This is a genomic window from Scleromatobacter humisilvae, from assembly GCF_023231945.1.
In the GTDB taxonomy this organism is placed as follows: domain Bacteria; phylum Pseudomonadota; class Gammaproteobacteria; order Burkholderiales; family Burkholderiaceae_C; genus Scleromatobacter; species Scleromatobacter humisilvae.
Genome location: NZ_JAJLJH010000002.1, coordinates 124,223 through 148,245 on the forward strand (window position 1 = coordinate 124,223; position 24,023 = coordinate 148,245).

General features: G+C 66.4%; 20 protein-coding genes. 14 read left to right on the forward strand and 6 right to left on the reverse strand.

Annotated elements, in window-relative coordinates; translation table 11 throughout:
* From LPC04_RS09935 to LPC04_RS09950, 4 genes are read left to right on the forward strand one after another with little or no spacing between them, the layout of a single operon-like run.
* Positions 1 to 1,011, forward strand: coding sequence for a DUF1176 domain-containing protein (locus LPC04_RS09935; protein ID WP_275682061.1), 1,011 nt, complete (start codon positions 1 to 3; stop codon positions 1,009 to 1,011).
* Positions 1,012 to 1,034: 23 nt separating this feature from the next.
* Positions 1,035 to 2,354, forward strand: a complete 1,320-nt coding sequence (locus tag LPC04_RS09940) for a homoserine dehydrogenase (protein ID WP_275682654.1) — start codon at positions 1,035 to 1,037, stop codon at positions 2,352 to 2,354.
* A 1-nt stretch (position 2,355) separates the two neighbouring features.
* Positions 2,356 to 3,771: a threonine synthase gene (thrC, locus tag LPC04_RS09945; RefSeq protein WP_275682062.1), complete on the forward strand. Its 1,416-nt coding sequence runs from the start codon at positions 2,356 to 2,358 to the stop codon at positions 3,769 to 3,771.
* A 60-nt stretch (positions 3,772 to 3,831) separates the two neighbouring features.
* Complete coding sequence (locus tag LPC04_RS09950) at positions 3,832 to 4,833, forward strand: alpha/beta fold hydrolase (RefSeq protein ID WP_275682063.1); 1,002 nt, start codon at positions 3,832 to 3,834, stop codon at positions 4,831 to 4,833.
* 67 nt (positions 4,834 to 4,900) lie between these two features.
* Here the strand turns inward: LPC04_RS09950 and LPC04_RS09955 are convergent, their stop codons facing one another.
* The 3 genes from LPC04_RS09955 to LPC04_RS09965 all read right to left on the reverse strand — a co-directional run bounded on the left by LPC04_RS09955 (position 4,901) and on the right by LPC04_RS09965 (position 8,268).
* Positions 4,901 to 5,488 (reverse strand): PEP-CTERM sorting domain-containing protein, encoded by a 588-nt coding sequence (locus tag LPC04_RS09955; protein ID WP_275682064.1) that lies wholly within the window; start codon positions 5,486 to 5,488, stop codon positions 4,901 to 4,903.
* A 172-nt stretch (positions 5,489 to 5,660) separates the two neighbouring features.
* The gene (ggt, locus tag LPC04_RS09960) at positions 5,661 to 7,280 is read right to left on the reverse strand and encodes a gamma-glutamyltransferase (RefSeq protein ID WP_275682655.1); all 1,620 of its coding nucleotides are present in this window, start codon (positions 7,278 to 7,280) and stop codon (positions 5,661 to 5,663) included.
* 232 nt (positions 7,281 to 7,512) lie between these two features.
* Positions 7,513 to 8,268 carry a glutathione S-transferase family protein gene (locus LPC04_RS09965; RefSeq protein WP_275682065.1) on the reverse strand — a complete coding sequence of 252 codons (756 nt, stop codon included), beginning with the start codon at positions 8,266 to 8,268 and terminating at the stop codon, positions 7,513 to 7,515.
* A 193-nt stretch (positions 8,269 to 8,461) separates the two neighbouring features.
* On the opposite strand from LPC04_RS09965, the gene LPC04_RS09970 reads away from it, so the two are divergent.
* The 8 genes from LPC04_RS09970 to LPC04_RS10005 all read left to right on the forward strand — a co-directional run bounded on the left by LPC04_RS09970 (position 8,462) and on the right by LPC04_RS10005 (position 17,704).
* Positions 8,462 to 10,633 (forward strand): carboxy terminal-processing peptidase, encoded by a 2,172-nt coding sequence (locus LPC04_RS09970; RefSeq protein ID WP_275682066.1) that lies wholly within the window; start codon positions 8,462 to 8,464, stop codon positions 10,631 to 10,633.
* A 297-nt stretch (positions 10,634 to 10,930) separates the two neighbouring features.
* Positions 10,931 to 11,269, forward strand: a complete 339-nt coding sequence (locus LPC04_RS09975; RefSeq protein WP_275682067.1) for a carboxypeptidase-like regulatory domain-containing protein — start codon at positions 10,931 to 10,933, stop codon at positions 11,267 to 11,269.
* The gene (locus tag LPC04_RS09980; protein WP_275682068.1) at positions 11,152 to 12,417 is read left to right on the forward strand and encodes a hypothetical protein; all 1,266 of its coding nucleotides are present in this window, start codon (positions 11,152 to 11,154) and stop codon (positions 12,415 to 12,417) included. The genes LPC04_RS09975 and LPC04_RS09980 overlap by 118 nt, the downstream gene beginning before the upstream one ends.
* A gap of 5 nt (positions 12,418 to 12,422) precedes the next feature.
* Complete coding sequence (locus tag LPC04_RS09985; protein WP_275682069.1) at positions 12,423 to 12,914, forward strand: hypothetical protein; 492 nt, start codon at positions 12,423 to 12,425, stop codon at positions 12,912 to 12,914.
* Between the two features lie 346 nt (positions 12,915 to 13,260).
* Complete coding sequence (locus LPC04_RS09990; RefSeq protein ID WP_275682070.1) at positions 13,261 to 14,628, forward strand: molybdopterin molybdotransferase MoeA; 1,368 nt, start codon at positions 13,261 to 13,263, stop codon at positions 14,626 to 14,628.
* On the forward strand, positions 14,625 to 14,882 hold the full coding sequence (locus tag LPC04_RS09995; protein ID WP_275682071.1) for a MoaD/ThiS family protein: 258 nt from the start codon (positions 14,625 to 14,627) through the stop codon (positions 14,880 to 14,882). The genes LPC04_RS09990 and LPC04_RS09995 overlap by 4 nt, the downstream gene beginning before the upstream one ends.
* Positions 14,879 to 15,391: a molybdopterin synthase catalytic subunit MoaE gene (gene moaE / locus LPC04_RS10000; RefSeq protein ID WP_275682072.1), complete on the forward strand. Its 513-nt coding sequence runs from the start codon at positions 14,879 to 14,881 to the stop codon at positions 15,389 to 15,391. Before LPC04_RS09995 ends, moaE begins: the two co-directional genes overlap by 4 nt.
* 687 nt (positions 15,392 to 16,078) lie before the next feature.
* A complete protein-coding gene (locus tag LPC04_RS10005) occupies positions 16,079 to 17,704 on the forward strand; it encodes a peptide ABC transporter substrate-binding protein (protein ID WP_275682073.1) in 1,626 nt (541 codons plus the stop codon).
* Positions 17,705 to 17,717: 13 nt separating this feature from the next.
* Here LPC04_RS10005 and LPC04_RS10010 read toward each other — a convergent pair whose 3' ends face one another.
* The gene (locus LPC04_RS10010; RefSeq protein WP_275682074.1) at positions 17,718 to 17,852 is read right to left on the reverse strand and encodes a hypothetical protein; all 135 of its coding nucleotides are present in this window, start codon (positions 17,850 to 17,852) and stop codon (positions 17,718 to 17,720) included.
* A gap of 555 nt (positions 17,853 to 18,407) precedes the next feature.
* Positions 18,408 to 18,707, reverse strand: coding sequence for a hypothetical protein (locus LPC04_RS10015; RefSeq protein WP_275682075.1), 300 nt, complete (start codon positions 18,705 to 18,707; stop codon positions 18,408 to 18,410).
* Positions 18,708 to 18,762: 55 nt separating this feature from the next.
* On the opposite strand from LPC04_RS10015, the gene LPC04_RS10020 reads away from it, so the two are divergent.
* The gene (locus LPC04_RS10020; RefSeq protein WP_275682076.1) at positions 18,763 to 19,371 is read left to right on the forward strand and encodes a hypothetical protein; all 609 of its coding nucleotides are present in this window, start codon (positions 18,763 to 18,765) and stop codon (positions 19,369 to 19,371) included.
* A 9-nt stretch (positions 19,372 to 19,380) separates the two neighbouring features.
* Here the strand turns inward: LPC04_RS10020 and LPC04_RS10025 are convergent, their stop codons facing one another.
* Positions 19,381 to 22,257, reverse strand: a complete 2,877-nt coding sequence (locus LPC04_RS10025) for an ATP-binding protein (protein WP_275682077.1) — start codon at positions 22,255 to 22,257, stop codon at positions 19,381 to 19,383.
* Positions 22,258 to 22,393: 136 nt separating this feature from the next.
* On the opposite strand from LPC04_RS10025, the gene LPC04_RS10030 reads away from it, so the two are divergent.
* Positions 22,394 to 23,842, forward strand: a complete 1,449-nt coding sequence (locus LPC04_RS10030; protein WP_275682078.1) for a hypothetical protein — start codon at positions 22,394 to 22,396, stop codon at positions 23,840 to 23,842.
* Positions 23,843 to 24,023 lie beyond the last annotated feature (181 nt).

Consider the following 24,023-nt stretch of genomic DNA (forward strand, 5'->3'; position numbering starts at 1 on the left):
ATGCGCAGGTTCACGCTGATCCTGTGGGCGGCGCTCGCGGCGCCGGTCGCGGCGGGCGCGCAGTCGCTCGAGAGCAAGGACTGGCAGGTCGTCTGCGACAACACCCGCGCCTGCCGCGCGGCCGGCTACAGCGTCGAGGGCAGCGACATGCCCGTGTCGGTGATGCTGGCGCGCGCCTCGGGGCCGGGCATGCCGCTCGTGGGCGAGCTGCAGCTGGGCACGCTGGGCGCGGGCGCCGTGCGTCCGGGCAGCGTCTTCCTCACCATCGCCGGCAAGCCGGCCGGCCCGATCCGCCTGGACCGCGACAACCACGCCGCGCTGTCGCAGCCGGTGATCGCGGCGCTGCTGCGCGCGGTCGTCGGCGGGACCGATGTGTCCTTCACGGCCGGCAAGTCCGCGTGGCGACTGTCGGCCAGCGGCGCCGTCGACGTGCTGTCGCAGATCGACGACGTGCAGGGCCGTGCTGGCCGCACCTCGGCCATCGTGCGCCGCGGCAACGGCAGCGACGGGGACGTCGCCTCGGCGATGGCGATGCCGCGCCTGCAGGGCGTGTTCATCCCCACCGCCGCGCAGCCCGACGACCGCGCGCTGGCCGTGCGCGTGCTCGCCTCCATCCAGAGCAGCCCGAGTTGCCCGTTGCTGGACGACGGCAACGCGCAGGCCAAGGCGCGGCTGTGGCACATCGACGCCAACCGCCTGCTGGTCACGCAGCCCTGCCAGGCGCCGGCGTCCAACGTCGGCAACAACGGCTATTGGCTCGCCAACCTGCGTCCGCCGTACGATGCGAAGCCGATGACGACGTCGGGCGGCGACTACGACGGCTCGGGCACCATCGTCGCCCGCCGGCTCGACGGCCCGGCCGGCGATTGCGGGACGATCGAGGCCTGGACGTGGAACGGCTACCGGTTCGAGCAGACCTTCGCGGCGACCGGCGGCCTGTGCCGCGGCGTCAAGGCGGGCGGGGCGTGGCAGCTCCCGAGCGTGGTCACGGACGTGGTCCAGGGCAACTGAATGCAGCACGAGGTGAAATGAACATGAAAGCGATCCAGGTCGGCCTGCTGGGCATCGGAACCGTCGGTTCCGGCACGTACAAGGTTCTCACGCGCAACCAGGAAGAGATCCGCCGCCGCGCGGGGCGCGCCATCGAGATCACGATGGTGGCCGACCTCGACGTCGAGCGCGCCAGGAGCATCGTCGGCGACGGCATCAAGGTGGTGGCCGACGGCCGCGAGGTCATCGCCAATCCGGACATCGACATCGTCGTCGAGCTGATCGGCGGCTACGGCGTGGCCAAGGCGCTGGTGCTGGAGGCGATCGCCGCCGGCAAGCATGTGGTCACGGCCAACAAGGCGCTGCTGGCGGTGCACGGCAACGAGATCTTCGCGGCCGCGCGCGAGAAGGGCGTGATGGTCGCGTTCGAGGCCGCGGTGGCCGGCGGCATCCCCATCATCAAGGCGCTGCGCGAAGGCCTCACCGCGAACCGCATCGAGTGGATCGCCGGCATCATCAACGGCACGACCAACTTCATCCTGTCCGAGATGCGCGACAAGGGCCTCGACTTCGACGTCGTGCTCAAGGAGGCGCAACGCCTGGGCTACGCCGAGGCCGACCCGACCTTCGACATCGAGGGCATCGACGCCGCGCACAAGGCCACCGTGATGAGCGCGATCGCGTTCGGCATCCCGATGCAGTTCGACAAGGCGCACGTCGAGGGCATCGTGGGCCTGCAGGCGGCCGACATCAGGCACGCCGAGTCGCTCGGCTACCGCATCAAGCTGCTGGGCATCACGCGCCGCCGCGCGGACGCCAACGGCATCGAGCTGCGCGTGCACCCGACGCTGGTGCCGGCCAAGCGGCTGATCGCCAACGTCGAGGGCGCGATGAACGCCGTCGTCGTGCAGGCCGACGCGGTCGGCACCACGCTCTACTACGGCAAGGGCGCGGGCGCCGAGCCCACGGCGTCGGCCGTCGTCGCCGACCTCGTGGACATCACGCGCCTGCACACGGCCGATCCCGACCATCGCGTGCCGCACCTGGCCTTCCGCGCGGACTCGCTGTCCGACACGCCCATCCTGCCGATCGCGCAGACCGTCACCGCGTTCTACCTGCGCCTGCGCGTGGCCGACGAGGCGGGCGTGCTGTCGCGGATCACCACGACGCTGGCCGAGCACGACATCTCCATCGACGCCGTGCTGCAGCGCCCGAGCTCCGACCAGAAGGCCGGCGAGCAGGACCTGATCATCCTCACGCACAACACCGTCGAAGGAAAGATGCGCACGGCCATCGCGAAGATGCAGGCGCTGTCGACGGTGCTGGCGCCGATCGTGAGCCTGCGCAAGGAAGACCTGGCCTGAGATGCAGTACATCAGCACACGCGGCGATCCGACGCCGCGAAGCTTCAGCGAGATCCTGCTCGAAGGCCTGGCGCCGGACGGCGGCCTGTACATGCCCGACCGCTATCCGCAGGTCGACGACGGCATCCTGACGAGCTGGCGCGGCCTGTCGTATGCCGAGCTGGCCTACGAGATCCTGTCGCTCTACATCGACGACATCCCTGCCGCCGACCTGCGGGCGCTGGCCGAGAAGACGTACACGGCGGACGTCTTCGGCACCGACGCCATCGTGCCCTTGAAGCCGCTCGAGCCCGGCGTGCAGCTGGAGGCGCTGTCCAACGGCCCGACGCTGGCCTTCAAGGACATGGCGATGCAGCTGCTGGGCAACCTGTTCGAGTACGAACTGGCGCGCCGCGGCGAGACGCTCAACATCCTCGGCGCGACCTCCGGCGACACCGGCAGCGCGGCCGAGCACGCGATGCGCGGCAAGCAGGGCGTCAGCGTCTTCATGCTGAGCCCCTACGGCCGCATGAGCCCGTTCCAGCAGGCGCAGATGTTCAGCCTGCAGGACGAGAACATCCACAACCTCAGCGTCGAGGGCGTGTTCGACGACTGCCAGGACATCGTCAAGGCCGTCTCCAACGACCTCGCGTTCAAGCGCAAGTGGCGCATCGGCACCGTCAACTCGATCAACTGGGCGCGGCTGCTGGCACAGGTCGTCTACTACTTCGCCGGGTATTTCCAGGCGACGAAGACCAACGACCAGAAGGTCAGCTTCGCGGTGCCCTCGGGCAACTTCGGCAACGTCTGCGCCGGCCACGTCGCGCGCATGATGGGCCTGCCGATCGCCAGGCTGGTGGTGGCGACGAACGAGAACGACGTGCTCGACGAGTTCTTCCGCACCGGCACGTACCGCGTGCGCGGCGCGGCCGAGACGTTCGAGACCTCGAGCCCGTCCATGGACATCTCCAAGGCGTCCAACTTCGAGCGTTTCGTGTTCGACCTGGTGAGCCGCGACGGCGCGCTGACCCGCGAGCTGTTCAACGGCGCGCTGCAGCGCGACGGCGCGTTCACCCTGCTGCACGACCAGAAGGCCCGCATCGCGGGCTTCGGCTTCGTCTCCGGCCGCAGCACGCACGCCGACCGCCTCGCCACCATCCGCGACACCGACGCCCGCTTCGGCGTCGTCATCGACACCCACACGGCCGACGGCCTGAAGGTGGCGCGCGAGCATGTGACGGCCGGCGAGACGATGATCGTGCTCGAGACCGCGCTGCCGATCAAGTTCGCCGACACGATCCAGGAGGCGCTCGGCCGCCGTCCCGAGACGCCGCCGGCGCTGGCCGACCTCGAGTCGCGGCCCAAGCGATTCACCGTGGTCAAGGCGGACGTCGGCGTCGTCAAGGCGTTCATCGAGGCGCACGCGCCGGCGGAGTGATCGGCCGCGGGACGCGGGCGTCCCGCTTGCCGCCAATGTCTCCTCGCGAGGAGAGCCCCGATGCGCCCTGTCTTCCTGATGCCGCTGATCCTGTCGTTCGCCGCCGCCGCGGCGCACGCCGACGAGCCGACCTACGGCGCCGAGTTGCAGGGCTTCGACTATCCGTATCCGCTGCACCACTTCTCGTTCGCGTCGCAGAACGAGACCCTGCAGATGGCCTACATGGACGTCGCGCCCATCGGCAAGGCCAACGGACGCACCGCCGTCCTGATGCACGGCAAGAACTTCTGCGGCGCCACCTGGGAGCACCAGATCGCGTCGCTCACGCACGCCGGCTGGCGCGTCGTCGTACCCGACCAGGTCGGCTTCTGCGCGTCGACCAAGCCCGCGCACTACCAGTATTCGTTCCAGCAGCTGGCGCGCAACACGCAGGCCTTGCTGGCCTCGCTGGACATCGCGCGCGTCACGCTGGTGGCCCATTCGACCGGCGGCATGATCGCCACGCGCTACGCGCTGATGTGGCCGCAGGCCGTCGAGCAGCTCGTGCTGGTCGACCCGATCGGCCTGGAGGACTGGCAGGCCAAGGGCGTGCCGACGCGCTCGGTCGACGAGTGGACGCGGCGCGAACTCGCCCAGACCGCCGACAAGATCCGCGACTACGAACGCCAGACCTACTACGTCGGCCAGTGGAAGCCGGAATACGAACGCTGGGTGCAGATGCTGGCCGGCCTGCAGCAGGGGCCGGGCCGCGCGCTGGTCGCGCGCAACTCGGCGCTGATCTACGACATGATCCAGACCCAGCCGGTGGTCCACGACTTCCCGCGCCTGCAGGTGCCCACGGTGCTGATGATCGGCACGCGCGACACCACCGCCATCGGCAGCGACATCGCGCCGCCGGAGGTGAAGGCGCGCGTCGGGCACTACGACCAGCTGGGCCCGCAGATCGCGAAGATCATCCCGAACGCGACGCTGATCGAGTTCGACGGACTGGGGCATGCGCCGCAGATCCAGGCGCCGGAGGAGTTCGACAAGCGGCTGGTCGACGCCATGGCGGCGCCCTGAGCGGATGGGCGATGTCGGTGGAGGCAGCGAGTTCGAAGCCGCCACTTCCGGCACGTGCGCGACGTCGTCAGCCAACGGGCGCGCGCCGCCGACGCATCGCGGCCAACCACGTCAGGCCCAGCGCCAACAGGCTTGCAACGGACGGCTCCGGCACAGGCGGCGTATACACAAACGGTCCGAAGATGGAAACCTGGACCGCGTCCTGGTCCGGCCCGACCGTCAGGAGGATGGTCGTGTCCACGAAGGCGCCGTCGTGACTCGCGTTGCAGGCGGTGTCCGCCTGGTCGCACAAGGCCGTGGTGGTCGGAAACGCCAATGGCGGCGCTGTGAAATCCCAAGGGTAGGTTCCCGCGACAGAGACCGGACCGAACAGGATCCAGAGGTTGGGTTGGTCGGGGCCTGCGTCCGGGGTGGCGCCGGACTCGACCCACCAGTCGCGGACCTGGCCGAGGTCATACGTGCCGGGCCCAAGCAACAGCACGGGCGAGTAAAGGGCGGACACCTCGCAGTAGCAGGGCCCCGACACCGTGGCGGAGCCGCCCGTGCCCGCGATGCCCGGCGTGCCGAAGATATCGACGGCCGTCGTGGCCATTGCCGCGCCGGAAAGACCCAACAGCAGGGCCGCTGCCAGCGTTTTCGCGATTCTCGATGTCACGATGACCCCCTTGCCCAACAGGCGAGCGGGGCCGATACAGCCCCGAGCACGGCCCGAAGTGTCCGGCCGGGTTGACGGGGTGTCAATCAGCAGGCTGCGAGCGATCCCCGCGGATGTGTTGCGTTGACCGGTTTAGTCCGCCACCCGTTGTCTGTCCGAGCCCGCGCCGTCGTCAGTAGCCCAGCGCCAAGCCGCTGTTGCGCCGCGGGTCGTTCGCGCCGTAGAAGCGATTCTTGCCGACCGGTTTGCCTTCCAGCGATGGCGCCCCAACCAGGATGACCGCGAGATGGTTCGCCGGCTGCGGGCCGCTGAACTTCTGGCCCCATCCCTCCAGGATCTTGCGCGTGTCCGGGCTGAGCGCGAAGTCGTCGACGTTGGTCGTCTCGGGCAGCCACTGCTGGTGGAATCTCGGCGCATCGACGGCTTCCTGTGCGTTCATCCCGTAGTCGATCACGTTGATCAGGGTGTGCAGCACGGCCGTGATGATGCGGCTGCCGCCCGGCGTTCCAACGACCATCACGGTCTTGCCGTCCTTCGTGACGATGGTCGGGCTCATCGAGCTCAGCGGGCGCTTGCCCGGGGCGATCGCGTTCGCCTGGCCCTGTACCAGGCCGTAGAGGTTGGGCACGCCGATCTTGGAGGTGAAGTCGTCCATCTCGTCGTTCAGCAGCACGCCGGTCCTGGCGGCCGTCACCTTGGCGCCGAACCAGTCGTTCAGCGTGTAGGTGACGGAGACCGCATTGCCCCACTTGTCGACGATCGAGTAGTGCGTCGTGTTGCTGCCTTCATGCGGCGCGACGCCCGGCTTGATGTCCATCGACACGCCCGCCTTGTCCGGCGCGATCACGGCGCGGATCTGCGCGGCGTAGTTCTTGTCGAGCAGATGGTCGAGCGGATTCTTGACGAAGTCGGGATCGCCGAGGTAGCTGTTGCGGTCGACGTACGCATGGCGCATCGCCTCGATCTGGTAGTGCACGGACTGCGCCGACCGGAAGCCCAGGTCCTTCAGCGGGTAGCCTTCGAGAATGTTCAGGATCTCGCAGATCACGACGCCGCCTGAACTCGGCGGCGGTGCCGAGACGATGCCATACCCGCGGTAGTTGCACTCGACCGGCTTGAGCTCGCGCGTCTGGTACTGGTCGAGGTCGGCCTGCGTGATGATCCCATGGCCTGCGTGGCTGCTCGCGACGATCGCGGCGCCGACCGGCCCCTTGTAGAAGCCGTCCTCGCCCTTGTCGCTGATGGCCTTCAGCGTCTGCGCCAGGTCCTTCTGCACGATCTTCTGCCCGACCTGGAACGGCTCGCCGTGGTTCAGGAAGATGGCCGCGGACGCCGGATCCTTCTTGAAGCTCTCGGTCGCAGTCAGGAACATGTCGATGTCGCCCTGGTCGAGCACGAAGCCGTCCCGCGCGTACCTGATCGCCGGGGCGATCACGGCCTGTCGCTTCATCGTGCCGTACTTCTTCAGCGCGTACTCCATGCCCGAGACGGTGCCGGGCACGCCGACCGCGAGATGCCCATAGGTGCTCGCTCCCTTGATGACGTTGCCGTCCTTGTCGAGGTACATGTCGGCGGTGGCCGCGAGCGGAGCCTTCTCGCGGAAATCGAGGAAGGTCTTGCGGCCGTCGGCGAGCTGGATCGTCATGAAGCCTCCGCCACCGATGTTGCCGGCCGCCGGATAGACCACCGCGAGCGCGTAGCCGACCGCCACCGCCGCGTCGACCGCGTTGCCACCGTCCTTGAGCACGTCGACACCGACGTGCGTGGCCAGGTGCTGGGCGGTGACGACCATGCCGTTCTCGGCGGCGACGGGAGGCTGCGATGCGGCCTGCGCGTCGACGTAGCAAGCGGCAAGCGCCGCGGAGAGGAGCGATCGGGCAACTCGATCGAATGTCATGGGATGGCCTCGAGGTTCGTGAAGTTGTGGGCGTTCACCGCCTGCGCCGACTATACGATCGTAACGCTGCCGACCCGCTGCGGGCAGCGTCGCCGGGCGCTTTCGGCCTTGCCGAACAGGTCGGCCATCACGCCAATCTGGCAAGATCGAGCTTCCAATAATGTTCGCGCATGCGGTCGTGGTATCCCATCAGTCGTGGGTCGCGGCGGACATGTTCGGCGATCTTTCCTCCCATCGGCTGCTGGGTCAGCGTATGTACCCACGCAAACCCGGTGGCATCGATCGAGCTGGGCCGATCGCCCATCAAGTAGGGGCGTTCACCGAGGAAGTTGCCGAGGGCATTCCAACCGTCGATCGCGGTTTCGTGGATCTCGTCGAGCGACCATCGTCCCGTGCCTTGGGCCCAGGCCTGAAAGCGAATCCTGCGTCGAGCCTGAAGCAACAGCAGGGGCGCAACGACAGGCACGAGTGGCTTCTGCCAATCAGGAACGCGGCGCCTGCCATAGTCGATGAGGATTGGCTTGTACTTCGCGAAGTCCGCGTCGGTGCAGAAGCGCAGATAGAGCGTGCAGAAGTACATCTTCGTCTCCATCATCGCCTGCAGCGCCGCCGCACTGGCTTGCTCGCGAGGATCGAGATGCTCGTCGCGCAACGCGCGTGCATCGTGCTGCTGGAGGTGGGCAATGATTCTCGAGGAGTCCGCAATCAGCTGCCCGTCGATCTCCGCGACCGGCAACTTCCGGGTCGGGACCTTGTCCACGTCCCCCGTCCGCGAGTCGTACGGGATGCCGGACATCCGCAGCCAGGTCAGCAGCTTGGTGCAGAAGGGACTGAGATCCGGAGACGTCGGCTCTGGGTAGCCGAAGTGGTACACGACAATCATGAGCCACGCTCCAGGAATGGTTGAGCATGGCAAGCTTGCCGGGCCGGCCGCCGCCGGTCAAGCCCGTCACGGCACGGGGCCGGAGAATGAACTTTGCCTGGCCAGGGGACACTGACATGTCGCCGCCAGGCGTCCCTCGTCCCTGGCCAGGGACGGGGTGCGGAATTTTCATGGGCCGTTCAACGGTGGTGGAGTGAGATTGAAACAGACGCTGATTTGCTTCGTGCTGGCATTGGCGGCTGCAACGCAGGTTGCTGCCGCGGATTCGGAGGCGGCTTTCCCGTCGCCGCTGAGGCCGGAGGCCCGGGAGGCCAAGGCGGCCCATCTGGCTGCGGAATTGCTGTCCCGCTACCACTACAAGGCCGTGCCGCTCGACGATGCCTTGTCGTCCAGGACGTTTGACCAGTACCTGAAGGCGCTCGACCCCGAGAAGGTCTACTTTCTGCAGTCCGACATCGATCGCCTGGCGCCGGACCGCACGCTGCTCGACGATGCGATCCTGACCGAGGACCTGCGCGCGCCCTTCGAGATGTTCAACCTGTACGAACGCCGGGCTGCCGAACGCTTCAGCTATGCCCGCAGCCTGCTTCACAAGGGATTCGAATTCGAGCGCGACGAATCGCTGGCGATCGACCGCAGGAACCAACCGTGGCCGGCGACCGAGGCCGATTCGCTCGACCTCTGGCGCAAGCGCGTCAAGAACGACTGGTTGCGGCTCAAGCTCGCCGGCCAGGATGACCGGACCATCGCGAAGATCCTCGACAAGCGCTACGACAGCGCCTCGCGCAGCCTGGGCAAGATCACCAGCATCGACGCTTTCCAGGTCTTCATGAATGCGTACACGATGGCGATCGAGCCGCACACCAACTACCTCGGACCGCGCGCCGCGGAAAACTTCGACATCTCGATGCGGCTGTCGCTGGTGGGCATCGGCGCGGTGCTGACCGAGATCGACGGCTACATCACCGTCCGGGAACTTGTGCCGGGCGGCCCCGCGAGCGTGTCGGGGCAGTTGAAGGTCGGCGACCGCATCGTGGGCGTCGCGCAAGGCCCTGCAGGCCCCACGGAAGACGTGGTCGGCTGGCGACTGGATGACACGGTGGCTCTGATCCGCGGCGCGAAGGGGTCGACGGTGCGGCTGGACATCCTGCCCGCCGACAACGGGCCCGACGCGTCGAACAGGACCGTGGCCCTGGTCCGCAACACCATCACGGTGCAGGACAGCGCGGCCAAGGCCAAGGTCTATTCGGTGGCCACGGGGGCGGGCAAGCGCCGGGTCGGCGTCATCACGCTGCCGTCGTTCTACGAGGATGCCGAAGCGCTGCAAAAGGGCGACAAGGACTACCGCAGTGCGACGCGCGACGTCACCCGGCTGCTGGTCGATCTCAAGGCGGAGAAGGTGGATGGCCTGTTGATCGACCTGCGCAACAACGGTGGCGGCTCGCTGCGCGAAGCGGTGAACCTGACGGGCCTGTTCGTCGGGAAGGGGCCGGTCGTCCAGACTCGCAATGCCAGAGGCGACATCAACGTGGAGAAGAATGCCAACCTCGGCGTGGCGTGGGACGGGCCGCTCGGCGTGCTGATCAACCGGGGCTCGGCCTCGGCGTCGGAGATCTTCGCCGCCGCGATCCAGGACTACGGCCGGGGCGTGATCATCGGGGAGGGCAGCTTCGGCAAGGGCACGGTGCAGACCGTCGCCAGCCTCGACCTGATCGCCAAGAACCCGACACCGGTGTTCGGCGAACTGAAGATGACCATCGCGCAGTTCTTCCGGGTCAACGGCGGAACGACCCAACTGCGTGGCGTCACGCCGGACATCCTCTATCCGCAGACCAGCGACGACACCGAGTTCGGCGAGTCGAGCTACGACAACGCCTTGCCGTGGACCCGCATCAAGCCGGCCGACTACGCGCCTGTGGGCGACATCGCACCCCAGTTGCCCCGGCTGTCGGCGTGGCACGCGACCCGCATCCAGCAGGACCGCGACTTCCAGAACCTGTTGCAGGACGTCGCCAAGGCCCAGGAATTCCGCAAGGACAACGTGATTTCGCTCAACGAAGCGGTTCGACGCAAGGAGCGCGCCGCGTCGGAAAAGCGCCTGGCTGCGATGCTGGGCGCCGCCGGATCGGGCGCAAGCAGCGCCCTGGCGGACGATGGACTGCAGTTCAACGAACGCAAGCTCGACAAGGACCTCGCCGCGGAAAAGACGAGGAAGACCATCGACGATGCCCTCCTCGACGAGGCGGTCAGCATCCTTTCCGATTGCGCGGCATTGAAGGAGGGCCAGTCCCAAGTGGCCGCGAGCGCCTTGCCGGTTCGTCCGGAGGTGGTCATGAGCTTGCCGAAGGGTGCGGCCGAGAAATAGTCCCGAGGTGTCGGGCGCAGGGGCGGCAGGTTCGGGAACGGGGCCCGAGGTCGCTCCTTCTTTGTCGGACATGCTTGACTCGGCAAACCTCAAGACCGGGGCCCCGGTCGATGTGCCGATTTGGGCCGGCTCGAGCCTGGAGCGCACTCTGGCCATCAGGCCCGCGCACTTCGGACGGCGCAGCGGTCAACCGCGAAAGCACGCCACCACCCCAATCGGGAGGATTGCAGTCACATACACCAGGGAGTAAGTTTTCGCCCGTGTCGCGCCTTGACGCTGACTCGCATAGGAGCTCTCATGAACGCAAAGCCGGGGTTCTGCCTCACCATCCTGGTCGGGATCTCGTGCGTCGCTCTCGCTGGCCCGCTTTACGGCACCGTCCGGCTCAACAACGCGCCATTGGCCGGGGCGGACATCGAGGTGGCCTGCCCTCAGTTCAACACGTCGCCCCATAGCGAGGTGTCCGCCACGACGGATGCCCAAGGAAGCTTCACGCTTCGCGTCCCCTCGGTCGGACGATGCCAGATGCGCGTCGGCAAAGGGCCGCACAAGGGCAATCCGTTTGCGGTGTTCGTGTCGAACAACGCCCTGCGTTTCGACGTTCAGGTCGATGCCGACCTGAGCCGGCCACAGTGATGGACTCGACGATCGATCCGACGGAGCCCGAGGCGCGCGTCGACGGCGCGGAGCGCGGCAAGCGCGACGACGCCCCTCATCCGACGCGGGTGCGACGCGCCGGCATCCGCCCGCACAAGTCGGGCGGCAGCGCGCTCGACTGGGTCAAGGCCGTTGCGATGCCGCTCGTCACGGTGGCGATCACCAGCATCGGCGGCTACTACTTCACCACGCTTTCCAGCCAGCGCGAGACACGCGAGAGCAACGAGCACCTGTACGCGCAGCTCCTCTCGCAGCGGGAACAGTCCGACTCGGTGATCCGCAAGGACATGTTCGGCGTCGTGATCAGTCAATTGCTGTCCAACGTGAAGTCGGGCGACTGGGCATCGCGGGTGCTTCAGCTCGAGCTGATGGCCAGCAACTTCAACGAGTCGCTCGACCTCGCGCCGCTGTTCAAGGATCTGAATCGGCGGCTTGTCGCCGCGAAGAACATCGACAAGGCGACGCTGGCAAGCCTGCGCAAGCGTCTCGACACCAGCGCCTCCAACGTCATCCTGAAGCAGGTGGCCAGCCTCGGAGGGCGGGGCTTCCAGTGCGACAACCAGGTCGGCCTGGACCCGGCGATGTCGGGCAGCCCGATCATCTCGGAACAGGTGCCGATGCGCCAACTGGTTCCCAACTTCGAGGAAGGCAAGAACGAGAGTGCTGCCGCTGCCGCAGCCGCCCCCGCCTCCGCAGCCTCCTCGGCCTTGTCCACATGCCCATCCTCGATCACCGTGCCCGTGTCCGCCGGGGACAAGCTCGTAGGCATCGAGGCCGAGATCGTCGATGTCGACCTCGATCAACGCGAGATCGAAGTGCGCCTGCGCGTCAAGTTCGATGACGACAAGCAGTATTTCGACCGCCACTTCTGGGTCGGCCAGTACGACTTCCCGATGCTGGACAACACGCAGCTGGAGCATGGCTTGAGGGCGGCCGTCGTCGTCTCGGACTTCGTCGTCGCCGACGACCCCAAGGATCGGGCGGCCAACAGTTTCGTGAACGTGCATCTCGTCGTCTTCCCGGCCGGGGCGGCAAGCCTGAAGGAGCGGCAGGACTACGACGACATCCTCACGGACATGCTGCGCATGAAGCCGGCGCACGCAGCCAAGGGAGATTCGAAGATATGAGGCCCATGTACACATCTCTCGCGCCATCGATTCTCTCGACGGCGCTGGGCTCGCTGGCCTCCCTGTGCGCGATCGCATCGGCGACGGCAGCGCCGGCGTCGCAGCCGCCGGCCTCGGCGGCGACACAGGATCCGGCGGCCGGCCCCAAACCGGCATCCACCGCCAGCACGGCCGCCGCGCACAAGCGAAGCGCCGATCTGTCGGTCCTCGCCACGGGCAAGGACCAGCCCGTTGCGAGGGCCGCCGTCGAACTCAAGATCGAGGGCGACACGTCATCGAATCCGGAGCGCAATACCGGCAATACCGGAGAGGTCACGTTCAAGTCGGTGTCGTTGGGGTCGGCCAAGGTGCGAATCCTGGCGGCAGGGTGGGTCACGGCGTTCTGTTCCATCAGCATCAAGGAAGGCGCGCAGAGGCTCACGGTGAATCTGCGGCCATTGCCTGATCCGAAGCCGGCTGAGCCGGCCGATTGCAAGGTGGCGCCCATCGCCGATTGACGGCCTGCCGCGGATACCTGGCGCTTCGACGCCCGGCAGGCCGCCTCGATGCCAATTCGCGAGCCGCGACACGCCGCTGGGCGCCTCCGCCGACGTTGACCTGCGCATGGCCCAGCCTGGACCCGCCCGGCAATTCGTGCGCTGGGGTCATCCGGGCCCCGTCGATGGGAGTGCGTGCCGGCCTGGAACGCGAAAGACCGGGACCTGTCGGTCATCAGCCGTCCACGGGACGGCCGTTGCGAGTCGCAGTGCCCGGCCGGTTGCAGACCGCCTGTCTGGACGAAACCAGCCGGGATTGACGGTCATGGCGCCCCGGCCATCGCGGCTGTTGCATCATGCAGTCCTCATGACAGAAACCGCCCCCGCTCCCGCCCCGAAGCCGCCCGCGCGCGGCCCGCTGATCAGCGCCGACGACGCGCTCGCGCGCCTGCTGGCCGCCGTCGCGCCGTCCGGCCGCACCGAGACCGTCGCCACGCCCGAGGCCTGGGGCCGCGTGCTGGCGCGCGACGTCGTCTCCCCCGTGCACGTGCCACCCGAAGACAACAGCGCGATGGATGGCTATGCGGTGCGCATCGCCGATCTCGCCAACGGCGCCGGCACGCTGCTGCCCGTCAGCCAGCGCATCGTCGCGGGCCGGCCCGGCCAGCCGCTGGCCACCGGCACCGCGGCGCGCATCTTCACCGGCGCGCAGATCCCGCCGGGCGCCGATGCCGTCGTGATGCAGGAGTACTGCGAGGCCGTTGCCTCCACCGGGGCCGACGATGCGTTCGGCGGCGTGCGCGTCAACGAGCTGCCGACGCCCGGCGTGGCGATCCGCCGCCAGGGCGAGGACGTGATGCGCGGACACGTCGTGCTGCGCGCCGGCCATCGGCTCGACGCCGCGGCCATCGGCCTCGCGGCGACGGTGGGCATGGCGCAGCTGGAGGTCGCGGCGCGGCCGCGCGTGGCGCTGTTCTCCACCGGCGACGAGCTCGTGATGCCCGGCGAGCCGCTGCCGCCCGGCGCGATCTACAACTCCAACCGCTTCATGCTGGGGGCGCTGTTGCGCGGGCAGGGCTGCGACGTCACCGATCTCGGCAACGTGCCGGATCGCCTCGAGGCCACCCGCGCGATGCTGCGCGAAGCCGCGGCCGGGCACGACCTGATCCTCAGCTCGGGCGGCGTGTCGGTCGGGGAGGAGGATCACCTCAAGCCGGCGCTGTCCGCCGAGGGCCGGCTCGACCTGTGGGCCATCGCGATCAAGCCGGGCAAGCCGCTGGCGTTCGGGGCTGTGCGGCACGACCCGGCGGCCGCCGCGCTCGGCCACTCCGGAGCAAGGCCGCCGCAGCCCCTCGGGAGCGACTCGCAGGCGGGCGGAGACGTGGCCGTTCCCGAGACGTGGTTCATCGGGCTGCCGGGCAATCCGGTCTCGAGCCACGTCACCTTCACGCTGTTCGTTCGACCCGTGCTCGCGCGGCTGCAGGGCGCGCAGGCGCAGATGCCCCGGCCCATCCCGATGCGCGCCGATTTCGACTGGCCGCGCCCCGACAAGCGCCGCGAGTTCCTGCGCGTGCGGCGCAACGAGACCGGCGGCCTCGACCTCTACGCCAACCAGGGCTCGGGCGTGCTCACGTCGCTCGCGTGGGGCGACGGCCTCGCCGACATCCCGCCCGGCCAGGCCGTGCGGCGCGGCGACCTGGTGCGCTACCTCTCGCTGGCGGAGCTGGCGCCATGAGACTGTCGCTGAAGTACTTCGCGTCGCTGCGCGAGACGCTGGGCCCGGGTGGCGCGCTCGACTGGCAGCCCGCCGGCGAGCCCACCGCCGAGGCGCTGAGGGCCTGGCTGCGCACGCAGTCCGACGCCCACGCCCAGGCGCTCGCGCCCGGGCGCGCGGTGCGCGTGGCCGTCGACCAGGCGCTCGCCGACGAGGCCACGCCGCTGCGCGACGGCGCCGAGGTCGCCTTCTTCCCGCCAGTGACCGGAGGATGAGCATGGCCAGCCGGGTGCGCATCCAGGAGGCCGACTTCGACGTCGGCGCCGAGCTCGCCGCGCTGCAAGGCGATCGCACCGACGTCGGCGCCGTAGCCAGCTTCGTCGGCTGCGTGCGCGGCCACACGACAGAGGACGACGTCTCCGCGCTGACGCTGGAACACTACCCCGGCATGACCGAGCGCGCCATCGAGGCGATGATCGTCGAGGCCGAGTCGCGCTTCGGCGTCCAGGGCGCGCTCGTGATCCACCGGGTCGGCCGGCTGCTGCCGGGCGAGCGCATCGTGCTGGTGGCGACGATGTCGCCGCACCGGCGCGACGCGTTCCAGGCGTGCGAGTTCCTGATGGACTATCTCAAGACGCATGCGCCGTTCTGGAAGAAGGAGACGACGCCGGAGGGCGAGCGCTGGGTCGACGCGCGGGTGGCGGACGATGCGGCGGCGCAGCGGTGGGGGCTGGCGTCGACCAACGCGGGAGGCGGGCAGGGTGGCGAAGGCGGAGCGCGCTGACGGCGCGACTGGCCGGCCGCACGCGGACGAACCATGCGGTCGGGCTGCGGTTCTGTCCGGAGAGCACTTCGTTTCCCTGCGAGAGGAAACGTCAGGACTCCGAAGGTAGTCAGTTGATGTCCGAGTGGAACGAGTTCAATGCGGAGTGAACACGGCGAGTGTTCGACACGAACCCGTTCCACTCCGCATGCAACGAGTTCTACTCTGCATGGAACGAGTTCTACTCGGAGAGCAGTTCGTTGGTCTCCGAGTGGAACTCGTTTCACTTGGACAGCAACCGGTTCGATGCGCGACATGACGAACTTCAGATGAAGTGGCATCGGTTCAGTGTTGGATCGAACTCGTTTCTGCCGGAGTGCAATCGAGTCCTGCCCGCAGGGAGGCCTGTCAGAAATTTTGTGTCCGAGGCATGACATGACTGCGCCGATGGAGGCTCGACGCCCGAATTCGGTCGCCCAGCCCGCTACGACGCTTCGCTGCCGCTTGCACCGGTCCTGACGCTCAGGCAGCCCGCTGATATCGGCTGGGGCATTCTCGTGTCCCTGTGCAACCAGACGGCATGGTCATCGTCACGCTCGACGTTTCAGCTGCCTGCGCCGCATAATCCGGACACGGAGACCTTGCTGGCTCGTGGAAGGTTTTTTCCCTCGGATCCCGAGCGCGTCCTCCATCGTTGGGGTAGATACGATGACTCATGATCTCTGCCGCCCGACGAAAGAAGCCTGCGTCGCAGTTGCTTTGGGCGCAGGCTTCATGATGGCTGCCTCGGGCGCGGTGATCCCGGCAGGCACGCCGCTCGCAGCAACGCAGGAGATGAGGCGCAACAACGCCGCCGAGCCCGAGTCGCTCGACCCCGCGCTGGTCGAGTCGCTGCCCGCCAGCCACATCGTGGGCGACTTGTTCGAAGGGCTCACGGCGATCGACAACCACGGCGCGCTTGTCCCGGGCGCCGCCGAGTCGTGGCGGCAGACCGACATGACGACCTGGGTGTTCAAGTTGCGCGCGGGCGCCCGATGGTCTGATGGGACGCCCGTCACCGCGGACGACTTCGTCTACAGCTGGCGCCGGTTTGTCGATCAGAAGACCGCCGCGCCGCAGGCCGCCACCGATGGCGACTACATCCTCAACGGCGTTGCCATCTCAAAGGGCGATATGCCGATCGACAAGCTCGGCGTGCGCGCGCTCGATGCGCTCACGTTCGAAGTGAAGACGCCCAGGCCCATCCCGTTCCTGCCGCAGCTTCTCGCTCTCGCGCAGTTCAGCCCGGTACCGCGCGTCGTGGTGCAGAAGTACGGCCGGGAATGGACGAAGCCGGGCAACCTGGTGGGCAATGGGGCCTACGTGTTGAAGGATTGGCAGCCCAACAGCAAGGTCGTCGTCGAAAAGAATCCGATGTACTGGGACGCGGGAAACGTGGCGTTGACGCGCGTCACCTACCTCTCGGTGGACGACGGCAACGCGGACCTGAAGCTCTACCAGTCGGGCGAGAACGACATGATGCTGCAGGTGCCCGCGGGCTCCTTTGAGTCGCTGAAGGCGCAGTATCCGAGGGAGATGCACGTCAGCCGGCTCATGGGCATGCGCTTCTACGCGCTGAACAACAGCCATCCGTTGCTGAAAGACGTTCGCGTGCGCAAGGCGTTGTCGATGGTGATCGACCGCAAGGTGCTCGCGGAACGAATCACTGCCGACGGCCAGTTGCCCGTCTACGGGTTGACGATCGGGAGCACCGAGGGCGTCGATCCACTCACCTACGAGTGGGCTGAGTGGCCGATGGACAAGCGCGTGGCCGAGGCGCGCAGGTTGCTCGGCGAGGCCGGCGTGAAGCCCGGCGCGCAGTTCTCGCTGGCCTACAACACGAGCGATTATCAAAAGAAGATGGCGATCTTCATGGCTTCGGAGTGGAAGACCAAGCTGGGGCTCGACGTCCAGATGGAGAGCATGGAATTCACGGTGCTGAACCAAAGGCGCCATGCGGGCGACTATCAGATCGCGCGCACCGGCTTGCTGTTCGACTATCCCGACGTCACCGGCTTCTTCGTGGTCGTTCAATGCGGCTCGGACTCCAACGACGACAGGAGCTGCGACCGGAAGGCTGACCAGCTGATCGAGCAGGGCAAGGCGATGTCTGATCCGGCGAAGCGCAAGACCCTGATGACTCAGGCAATGCGCCTCGAGATGGACGACTATCCGATGATCCCGTTGCTGCAGTACTCGGTGTCGCGCCTCGTCAAGCCGTGGGTCGGTGGCTACGACGATGCCAATGACCAGGATGCCTATCGGAGCAAGGACTTCTACATCGTCCGTCATTGAACAGGCGGACGCGTCAGTGGGCGAGGGTGAGTCCCAGCAGGAGGCCGTAGACGCGCGCCAGCATGGTCAGCGCGAACGGCAGATTCGGCGAAGTGAGCACCGCTTGCGCGGTCTCGACGTACATCTCTTGAATGCTTGTCCACGACATGGCGAACTCCCGTCGGCGCGTGGCCGAGGTCAGTGGCAAGCCTCTTCGAGCTTCGATGCGTCTCGAAAGGCTTGCGCGGGCCGATTGGTTTGACCTGTGGCGTCCTATCGGACGAACACGGAAATGAGGAACGCGACGGTTCCCGCGAACAGGGTCAGGCCGAACAGGGTGTTGGCGACGTCGTCGATGGTTTTCCACATGGCAGGCTCCTTGGTGGTTCACGTCGGTGCGACCTATTTCGCAACGCCGTGAATGCAGTCTGGAGACGCCGGGCTCGATCGAGGAGTAAGGAACAGTCAGGCTGGGAGTGACCTATTCACACCTGCGGCGCGTGGACGAATCGACGCAGGGAAGACAGCCATTCGCCGCAGGGGCGCACCTTGTGCGAGCGCGCGCCTGACCGGGTCCGGTCGACTGCGCTGGCTCGCCGGTCAATCGCCACTTGAAAAACTGGCGAGAGGCGGCCGAGTGACGGTACGCAAGGGTCGCTCTGCAGTTGCATTGCCGACGGATGGTGCTTGGGTTGAAGCCGAAAGCCCAGGCTGGGCGGCTTGTTCACCAGTGCTGCGATGTGCGATGCGAATACGGCGGCAGTTCGACTCGAAGCAGCTCCATATTGTTGATGATGCGCAGGCAGCGTGGAATATCTATGCTCAGCACCGCATTTGAAGGGTCAAGATATGTCTCGTTGCCGTACGTTTTCTTTTCCAAATCTTCATAGGAGGCTCTTCTGCTTTGATCCACGACACGTGCCGCGCGATCGAAGACCCTCTTGATGAGTTCATTTGGCTGTTTCTCGCCGTCGCTTTGCGTTAGTCTCGCCTGCGAGCAATCGAGCTTTCCAGGTGCCGACACGTCGAGAGTGCTTGCCGACTTTCGGTAGTTTCAATGCATTCGAAAAGGTGCTTCAATGACCAAGCTGTCGAAATTCGCTGCCTGCCTCCTGGTCGTCGGCCTGTCGGGCGTTACGGAAGCCACGCCGCCGCTTACGGTCCAACAGTTTCCTTTCGACAAGCTGATGCTTGACGAATTCTTGGAACTCGTACAAAAAAGCGGGAGTGCGCTGTACGCAGGGCCGGAAGTCGATTGCACGCTCGGCAAGGATTGCACTGTCACCATCGTGCCGCTTGAGGTTTTCGATGGGGACACCATGCTCACGTGCGCTTCTCAGGTCGGCACAGTCAAGATCATTCTTGGGAAACATCCCATACCTGGCACGGTGACGAAGATTCATTGGGTGATCGGCGGTGTCGCGCATCCTCATAGCCCGCCGTCGGGCGCCACCTATAGTTTCAAACCGCCTCTTGCACTCATTGTCCTCAGGGACGATGCCAAAGAAACGGCGGGCAAAGCTGACTCGGTCACGGATACCGAAATAATAATGTCCTACAAATACAAACCTGTCCCTTCCAGCGTGGTTTCGGACGTCGTGTACTACCCCCTGGTCTGGCAAAAGGTTCCCTCCAGTACGGAGGCCGCGCTCTGCGGATCTGGCGACCCCAAGATCGTCAATAACTGACACGCTTTCCTACTGAAAGAGCGAACGAAGCGCTGCCAAACGCCGACCCAGCTCCGACGACAGCCCCGCCTCGAGCCGAACGGCAATCTTTTCGGCGGTCGCATAGGCGGCTCGCGCGCTTTCCTGCCGCTGCGCCATGAATTCGATCTCGGCGCGCTGGCAGTTCAGAACCGCATAGGCCAGTTGATCTGACATGTCCAACAGCATTCGCTCGCCCTTGGACAGGCAGCCCTGCGCTTCGTCGGCCCGGCCGAGCTTGGCATAGACGACTGCCAGATACCCCTGGAACTGACCTTCCGACCGCGGGTCGGCGGCGTCACGGGCCGCCGCCACCGCCTGCTCGTAGTTGCTCGTCGCTTCCTCGACGAGCCCCTCGGCTTCGAGAACGATGCCGAGGTTGCAAAGCACCGTGTATTCGAGCGACGCGTGGCCGATTTCCCGCGCGACCTGGAGCGCACGTTCGAAGCGCACACGGGCGTCCTCGAGCAGGCCCTCCTCCTGCGAGATCAGCCCGAGGTTGCATTGGATGTTCCCCTCCCAACGCCGGTCCCCGACCTCGCGCGCCAGCGCCAGGGCCTGGTCGTATTGTTCGCGCGCCGCTTTCAGGTGTCCTTGATCGAGGTGCAGGCCGCCGAGATTGCCGAGCAAGCCGCCCTCGAGCCGGTGGTCGCCCATCTGGCGCGCAAGCACGAGCGCTTTCTCGTAGGCCATGCGGGCCTCGTGAAAGCGCGACTGGTGATCCATCAGCCGGCCGATGCAATTGAGGATCTGGGCCTGCAGGCTGGTGTTGGCGTTGGCCGTTGCACGCTGTTCGGCGTCCGCCAGGTTCTGATAGGCCGCCTGCAGGTCGCCATCGATCGTCTGACGATTGCCGAGCGCCATCAGCAAACGCGCCTCGCAGACGGCGTCGCCGGATGATCTCGCGAGGCGAAGCCCGTCGATGAAATGTTGTCGGGCCGGATTCATCACGCCCATGAGTTCGAGTGCGTTGCCGGCGACCCAATGCGCCAGGGCGCGTTCGCCATCGCCCAGGGCCGCATTCGCCAGCAGCTTCTCGGCCAGCTCGGCGCCCACGCGCAGCGGCCCGGTCAGGCGCAGGATCGTCCAGGCGCCGATCAGGCAGCCGACCGCGGCACCGGTTTCACCGGCCAGCGTCGCCCGGCGGCACGCGGCCACGAGGTTGTTGGCCTCGTCGCACTGACCGTTCTCGTTCGCCGATTCACCCAGCGTGCTGAAGTAGGTCCAATGACGCCGCTGCGCTTCGACGGCAGCTTGCGGCCCGCTCCCGGCGAAGCTGCCCGCCGTGTCGAGATGCTCCTGCGCATACGCGCGGATGCTTTCCAGCAGACGGAAGCGGCGATCGTCGACCTGCTGGACGAAGCTCTTGGAGAGCAAGGACTCCACCATGTCCTCGTCGCGGGCGGGCCCGGCTCGGACGGGTGCCAGCACGGCGGCGGCCGTCTGGAGCGTGAAGCCGCCTTCGAATGTGGAGAGCTGCGCCATCGCCGACTTCTCGGCATCGCTCAAGAGCTGCCACGACCAATCGAATGCCGCACGCAACGTGGCTTGCCGGCCGAGTCGTCGTGCCGGAGCGGCCAGCAGGTCGAAGCGCTCATGCAACCTCGACAACAGTGCCTGCGGAGGCAGGACGCGGATACGCGCCGCGGCCAGCTCGAGGGCGAGAGGAAGGCCATCCAGCCGTTGGACCAGCGCACGGATGGCGGCCATGTCCGCGGGGCTGGGGCAATAGTCCTGCCGTGCCGACTCGGCTCGACGAAGAAAGAGTGCGGTGCCGTCGTCGTCCGACAGGGTCGCCAGCGAGAGCACTTCCTCGCCGACGATGCGCAGGGTCTCGCGTGTCGTGGCCATGAACGTGGCGAGGGGCGCATGGTCCATCCACAGGCCCAGGGTCTGTTCGGCCAGTTCCGCGACCTGTTCGAAGTTGTCGAGGATGACCAGGCACGTTCCGCGACCCGCCAACGCTCGCGCGATCTGCATGGCGGGATCGGCGTTGTTCAACGAGAGCCCCAGGCCCTGGGCGACCGCGAAATGGATGCCGTCGATGGTCCGTGCCTGGGCGAGATCGCAGAACCAGGAACCGCCTGGACGATCGCCAAGGCTCATCCAGGCGTATCGCAGGACGAGCCGGGTCTTGCCGGTGCCGCCGACACCAACGACGGAAAGCAGCCGGGCGCCGTTTTCGAACTTGTCGGCGATCTGCTTCAGGGACTCATCGCGACCGACGAACGCGTCCCGTGCAGCCGGCAGGCTGTGCGGAATGTCGCGTGCGGGCAGCCACAGGTCGTGCACCCGGACGACGCGGTACGCCTTCACGTCATCCCGAGGCGAGGTGAAATGGGCGTTTCTCTCTCCGATCTCGAAGATCTCGATCGGACGATCCAGTCCCTTGAGCCGCCAATGCCCGTGCGTCTGCACGCGGAACTCGGTGTATCCCAGTGCGATGACCGCGTCGGCCGTCAGCAATATCTGATGGCCCAGCGCGATCGCGAGCAAACGCGCGGCAACCGGTTTTGAAAGGCCGTCGACCGCAAAGCGCGTGGCCCCGACAGCGAGATCCTCAGGACTGCATTCCCTGACCGTGAGTTGTCCCACTTCGATCGCGACCCGCGCCTCCAGGGGAAAACCCGTGGAAATCAGACCGCGGCGGTAGTCGATCGCATAACCGAGTGCTTCGGCCGCGCCGCCGAAAACCGCAACGAGGCCGTCCGTCTTCTCGATCTCGCGGCCATTCCAGGTGCGGAGCAGGGCCCGCGCCATCTCGTCATGAACGGCCCACAGCCTTTCCGTCTCTGCATTGCCGATCTCCTGCGAGATGCGGGTGCTGTCGACGATGTCCGTCATCAACAACGCGCGGTAGGCTTGCATGACGTGAGAATGCCATAGGCCGCGAAAATTGGCTCAAAGCCGCAAAGGCAACAATGACGCGCGCTTCGTCCCCGGAAATAGCGCCGCGAATCCCGGCAACGACGTAGACTTGTCGGACTCACGCGGGAGGTCGAAAATGCGTCGTTCCATGGTGGCGAGCTGCATGGTCATGGCCTTTTTTCCGCTGGTGGGCTGCGGCACGATCACGCTGACGGCCGATGCCCAGGATCCGGGGCGATGCGTCAAATTGGACGCCAGCAAGCGTGAGCAGGCTGCGCTGATCGAGTACTACAGGAACGCGGCAGCGGAAGAGGACAAGCAAGTCGCTGAGGTACTGAGAGGAAGCCCAGCACCTTTGCTGGAAGTTATGCGCAGCGGCGCGGACGGCGCCTTCAATGGCGCGCCTTCCTGGACATTGCGCAACGCACGCGACAGAAGGCCTCTTTCGCCGGAGGCGAATGCACGGATCTACGAGGCCATGGGCGTGGCCGGTCCGCTCGAACAGACGCCTGCATTCGACCCCGCCGCCAGGCAGGCCGCCGGCGTGCTTTGGACGCATATCGCAATGGTGCAGTCCCAGGCGACTACTGCGGAGAACGCCATCGTGAGCCAGGGCGCTGCTGCTCCGCGGCAAGTCCTGGTCAAGCTTGGCGCGCGGGACCACTGGGAAACGGAAGTCTCGCAAGCGATTCAGGCCGGGGGAGACAGCGCCCTTGCGGGGCTCACGGCCTTGGAAGCCGAATACGCGCGGGAAGACTTGGCAGCTGCACGCACGCCCCAAGTCGTCAGGATGTACGCGCAGCGTCGGCAAGAGTCCGAGGTCGGACATTTCGCCAGGGTGTACTTCAAGGACTACTTTCGCGCGGGCAAGTTGTTTCAGGCCCAGCTTCAAACCGACACGATGGCCACCCACGCGGTGGATTCGCTCATTGCCAAATTCAAGCTGACGCCAACTGACGACGAGCGAAAGCAAGTCATCAAAGACATCCAGACTCAGTTCCAGGCGCTGTGCAACAAGGACAGCAGCACGAATTGCCTGATCAGTGCTGCACTCGGAGAAACCGGTTTCGTCTCTCGCAGCGGAACGACCATTCGCTTCCAGGGGGTGACCCTGACGGTCGGCTACTCAAACGGCGTGACGACGGCTTGGGATTATCCGAAGGGCAAGGATTTCGCGCCTCAGATGGCGCGTGTCCTGATGGAGGCAGGATTCGACTCCAAGCACCCCTACGTGCCGGCCGCGCCGTCATCGACCGCGTGTGTCCATGGCCTCTACCCCAAGGACCGGTGCCTGTCGTCCGACCTGACCGACAAGTACAAGCTGCTTCAGGACGGCGTGTCCGCTGTCGATGAGAAGGCGTCGAGAGCCGACAGCGCGACCGGTGTGGCGACGGGTATTCTCATTCGCAGTTTCGGGATCGCCGCTCTTAACAACGAAGCGGCGGCCGACACGATCGAGAGCCTGGCTTCCGTGATCGCACGCAAGGTCACTGAACGCGCCGCGTGGAGGCAGACCTTCACGAACATGTGCCTGCCGGAGTCCACGGCGGCGGCCCCGCCGGCGACGCTGCAGGTAAGCAGATAACTTTTTGAAAGTTCGCCGAGGCCTTTGAGTCGACGGGTCGAACAGCTCGAAGGTGCGCCGAGTTGCCGACGCCGATCGAGACAGGACGGTCTGCAGCCGGGGGCGTTCCCGCTGCCGCGCTTGACCCACCAACAACGCCCCTTTATAACTACTTCGTCAAGCCAATGAGGAGCGCTATTTC

Bases quoted from the DNA above. Each gene is read 5' to 3' on its own strand.
- LPC04_RS09935 (WP_275682061.1), top strand. From the start codon at position 1: ATGCGCAGGTTCACGCTGATCCTGTGGGCGGCGCTCGCGGCGCCGGTC.
- LPC04_RS09940 (WP_275682654.1), top strand. From the start codon at position 1,035: ATGAAAGCGATCCAGGTCGGCCTGCTGGGCATCGGAACCGTCGGTTCC.
- thrC (WP_275682062.1), top strand. From the start codon at position 2,356: ATGCAGTACATCAGCACACGCGGCGATCCGACGCCGCGAAGCTTCAGC.
- LPC04_RS09950 (WP_275682063.1), top strand. From the start codon at position 3,832: ATGCGCCCTGTCTTCCTGATGCCGCTGATCCTGTCGTTCGCCGCCGCC.
- ggt (WP_275682655.1), bottom strand. From the start codon at position 7,280: ATGGTCGTCACCGCCCAGCACCTGGCCACGCACGTCGGTGTCGACGTG.
- LPC04_RS09965 (WP_275682065.1), bottom strand. From the start codon at position 8,268: ATGATTGTCGTGTACCACTTCGGCTACCCAGAGCCGACGTCTCCGGAT.
- LPC04_RS09975 (WP_275682067.1), top strand. From the start codon at position 10,931: ATGAACGCAAAGCCGGGGTTCTGCCTCACCATCCTGGTCGGGATCTCG.
- LPC04_RS09980 (WP_275682068.1), top strand. From the start codon at position 11,152: ATGCCAGATGCGCGTCGGCAAAGGGCCGCACAAGGGCAATCCGTTTGC.
- LPC04_RS09985 (WP_275682069.1), top strand. From the start codon at position 12,423: ATGTACACATCTCTCGCGCCATCGATTCTCTCGACGGCGCTGGGCTCG.
- LPC04_RS09990 (WP_275682070.1), top strand. From the start codon at position 13,261: ATGACAGAAACCGCCCCCGCTCCCGCCCCGAAGCCGCCCGCGCGCGGC.
- LPC04_RS09995 (WP_275682071.1), top strand. From the start codon at position 14,625: ATGAGACTGTCGCTGAAGTACTTCGCGTCGCTGCGCGAGACGCTGGGC.
- moaE (WP_275682072.1), top strand. From the start codon at position 14,879: ATGAGCATGGCCAGCCGGGTGCGCATCCAGGAGGCCGACTTCGACGTC.
- LPC04_RS10005 (WP_275682073.1), top strand. From the start codon at position 16,079: ATGACTCATGATCTCTGCCGCCCGACGAAAGAAGCCTGCGTCGCAGTT.
- LPC04_RS10010 (WP_275682074.1), bottom strand. From the start codon at position 17,852: ATGTCGTGGACAAGCATTCAAGAGATGTACGTCGAGACCGCGCAAGCG.
- LPC04_RS10020 (WP_275682076.1), top strand. From the start codon at position 18,763: ATGACCAAGCTGTCGAAATTCGCTGCCTGCCTCCTGGTCGTCGGCCTG.
- LPC04_RS10025 (WP_275682077.1), bottom strand. From the start codon at position 22,257: ATGCAAGCCTACCGCGCGTTGTTGATGACGGACATCGTCGACAGCACC.
- LPC04_RS10030 (WP_275682078.1), top strand. From the start codon at position 22,394: ATGCGTCGTTCCATGGTGGCGAGCTGCATGGTCATGGCCTTTTTTCCG.